The 3,208-nt window shown below is 71.4% G+C and carries 3 protein-coding genes; 1 reads left to right on the top strand and 2 read right to left on the bottom strand.

Features of this window, described 5'->3' with window-relative positions:
- Positions 1 to 170: 170 nt before the first annotated feature.
- Entirely contained in the window at positions 171 to 1,094 is a 924-nt protein-coding gene (fmt, locus tag D180_RS11495) for a methionyl-tRNA formyltransferase (RefSeq protein WP_017912906.1), read from the bottom strand.
- Positions 1,095 to 1,203: 109 nt separating this feature from the next.
- A complete protein-coding gene (def, locus tag D180_RS11490; protein WP_010340689.1) occupies positions 1,204 to 1,716 on the bottom strand; it encodes a peptide deformylase in 513 nt (170 codons plus the stop codon).
- A 138-nt stretch (positions 1,717 to 1,854) separates the two neighbouring features.
- On the opposite strand from def, the gene D180_RS11485 reads away from it, so the two are divergent.
- Positions 1,855 to 2,988 carry a LysM peptidoglycan-binding domain-containing protein gene (locus D180_RS11485; protein WP_017912905.1) on the top strand — a complete coding sequence of 378 codons (1,134 nt, stop codon included), beginning with the start codon at positions 1,855 to 1,857 and terminating at the stop codon, positions 2,986 to 2,988.
- Positions 2,989 to 3,208: the final 220 nt, after the last annotated feature.

Raw genomic sequence — 3,208 nt, 5'->3', positions numbered from 1 at the left:
GGCGGGCGCTCCAGAATGTGTCAGGGATCAGCGCGCATGCCGTGTCGTGGTTGCGCGTGCGGATGATGGGGGTGCGCGACGCAGTGGACGCCCGCCCGCGCCGCAGCGCGGAGGCGGCCACAGCCGCGCCCGCCAGGCCCAACGCGGCGTACGCAGGCATGGTCGACGCCTCAGGCCAGGACCGGCAGGTCGCGCCGTGCGTTGAGGTAGTCGGCGGCGGTGATCGCCTTGCCGCCGTCGCGCTGCAGCACGCGCAGGCGCAGCGCGCCCTGGCCACAGGCGATGTCGATGCCCTGCCTGGACGCGGTCAGCACCGTGCCCGGCTGCTGCGCGTGGGCCAGGTCCAGCGCGATCGCGCCGTGCACCCGCACCCGCTCGCCGGCCAGCACCGCCTCCGCGACCGGCCACGGATCGAAGGCGCGCACCTGCCGCGCCAGTTGCGCCGCCGGCTGCTGCCAGTCCAGCCGCGCCTGCGCCTTGTCCAGCTTGTGCGCATAGGTGACGCCGGCCTCCGGCTGCGGCTGCGCCACCGGACGCAGGCCGGCGCGCAGCAGGCCCAGGCCGTCGGCCAGCACCTGCGCGCCGAGCGCGGCCAGGCGGTCGTGCAACTGCCCGCCGGTCTCGTCGGCACCGATCGGGGTCCGCTGCGACAACAGCACCGGGCCGGTATCCAGGCCCGCTTCCATCTGCATCAGGCACACCCCGGTCTCGCTGTCGCCGGCCTCGATCGCGCGCTGGATCGGCGCGGCGCCGCGCCAGCGCGGCAGCAGCGAGGCATGCACGTTCCAGCAGCCATGGGTCGGGATCGCCAGCACCGCCTTGGGCAGGATCAGCCCGTAGGCCACTACCACGATCAGGTCCGGCTGCAGCGCGCGCAGCGCCTGCAGGGTTTCCGGCGCGCGCAGCGTCTGCGGCTGCAACACCGGGATGCCGCGCGCCACCGCTTCCAGCTTGACCGGCGACGGGGTCAGTCCGCGGCCGCGCCCGGCGGGCCGGTCCGGCTGGGTGTAGACCGCGACCACTTCATGGCGCTGCGCAGCCGCGCGCAACGACGGCACGGCGAAGTCCGGCGTACCGGCGAAGACGAGTTTCATGGAGGCTGGGAACCGGGAATGGGGAATGGAGAATGGGAAAAGCGCGAACCCGGAAAGGCCACGGGTACCGCACTTACGATTCCCGTTTCTCCATTCCCGGTTCCCCGCTTCAAGCCACGTGCTTGCGCGCCTTGGCCAGCTTCTTGCGCACCATTTCGCGCTTGAGCGGGGACAGGTAGTCGACGAACAGCTTGCCGTCGAGGTGGTCCATCTCGTGCTGCACGCATACCGCCAGCAGGCCGTCGGTGCTCAGTTCCTGCGGCTGGCCCTGGCGGTCCAGGTAGCGCACGGTGATGGCGTCGGCGCGGGTCACGTCGGCGTAGATGCCGGGGACCGACAGGCAGCCTTCCTGGTACACCTGTTCGCCGTCGCGCTGCACGATCTGCGGGTTGATGAACACCTGCGGGGCGTTCTTCTCCTCGCTGACGTCGATGACCATGAAGCGCTTGTGCACGTCGACCTGGCTGGCGGCCAGGCCGATGCCGGGCGCGTCGTACATGGTCTCGAACATGTCGTCGAGCAGGCGTTGGAAGGCCGCGGAGGTGACCTCGGCGGCGTCGACCGGCACCGCCTTGGTACGCAGGCGCGGATCGGGGAATTCGAGAATGGGGAGCAGGGCCATAGCGGTACCCAAGATGGGGGCGCCGGACGATTCGGCAAGACCTGCGGATTCTACCCGTTTCTGCGCCCGCCGCTTGCGCCCGCACCAGGGTTCTGCACTATAGTGCGCGAACCTGTTGGGGAATCAGGCTTCGCGCTCATGTTCAATCGACTCCGTACGGTCGTCGCCGTGGCGATGCTCACCGTGGCGACCTACGCTGCTTCCGCCAGCATGGCCGCCGAACACCCCGACACCTACGTGGTGCGCAAGGGCGATACGCTGTGGGACATCGCCGGGCGCTTCCTCGGCAAGCCCTGGCTGTGGCCGGAAATCTGGCAGGCCAATCCGCAGGTGCACAACCCGCACCTGATCTACCCCGGCGACGTGCTCAGCCTGGCCTACCTGGACCGGGTGGCGCATGCCGAGGTCAAGCCGGGCCCGCGCCAGGACGCGCCGATCGACGCGATCCCGCTGGCGCAGGTGGAGCCGTTCCTGAAGAACCTGCGCGTGGTCGACCGCATCGACAACCTGCCCTATGTGGTCGGCACCGAAGACAACCGCCTGCGCGCCACCGACGGGCAACTGGTCTACGCGGTCGGCCTCGGCCAGGCCCAGGCCGGCCAGCGCTACGCCGTGGTCCGCCCGACCGTGCGCTACCTGCTGCCCAAGCTCAGCGACGACCTCGACGCCGAAGGCCGCAGCATCCCCGGCAGCGGCAACCTGTGGCAGACCTTCGTGCCGCCGGACAAGCGCCGCGAGACCCTCGGCTACGAACTGGCCCAGGTCAACATCGGCACCGTCGCCCGCGTGTCCGCCGACGGCCGCCAGGCCACCGGCCTGCTGCTGCAGGACAACGCCCGCGAAGTGCGCGCCGGCGACCGCCTGATTCCGGTCGAGGCGCAGCCCTACGACCTGCAGTTCGTGCCGCATCCGCCGTCCGAGCAGGCGATGGCCGCCGGCCTGCGCGTACTGGCGGTGGCCGACGCGTTCAGCGCGGCCGGCCCGCGCGACGTGATCGCCATTTCCGGCGGCCGCCGCGAAGGCATCGACAACGGCACCGTGGTGTCGCTGTGGCGCCACGGCACCCGGGTCAACGACCGCGTGCGCCACCCCAACACCTCTCGCGCCGACGACGGCTTCACCGGCGGCAGCGGCACCGTGGCGCTGCCGGACGAGTACGCCGCGCACGCGATGGTGTTCCGCACCTTCGACAAGGTCAGCTACGCGCTGGTGATGGACGGCATCAAGCCGACCCGGATCGGCTACGACGTCAAGCACCCGGACGCGCGCTGACCCGCGGCTGGGGACTCCCCCTACAGCGATTGCAGACGGCGCCGGAGGGCGCCGTCTGCGTCTGCGGCCTAGGCTGGGCGCATGTCCAGTCCGGCCATCGCCCCTGCCCACACACCCACCGATCCGGCCCTGCTGCGCCTGTCGCTGGCCGGCGGCGCCAGCGCCCCACGCCGACGACTGCTGGAGCAACACGGCAGCCCGGCCGCGGCGCTGGCCGCCG

This window comes from Xanthomonas sp. SHU 166 (genome assembly GCF_000364685.1).
Lineage (GTDB): Bacteria > Pseudomonadota > Gammaproteobacteria > Xanthomonadales > Xanthomonadaceae > Xanthomonas_A > Xanthomonas_A sontii.
Note: the sequence above shows the minus strand (reverse complement) of the source record. Positions and strands in the feature narration are given on the sequence as shown.

What these genes read in the sequence shown, in the direction of transcription:
- def (WP_010340689.1), bottom strand. Translation starts at nt 1,716, where the DNA reads ATGGCCCTGCTCCCCATTCTCGAATTCCCCGATCCGCGCCTGCGTACC.
- D180_RS11485 (WP_017912905.1), top strand. Translation starts at nt 1,855, where the DNA reads ATGTTCAATCGACTCCGTACGGTCGTCGCCGTGGCGATGCTCACCGTG.
- fmt (WP_017912906.1), bottom strand. Translation starts at nt 1,094, where the DNA reads ATGAAACTCGTCTTCGCCGGTACGCCGGACTTCGCCGTGCCGTCGTTG.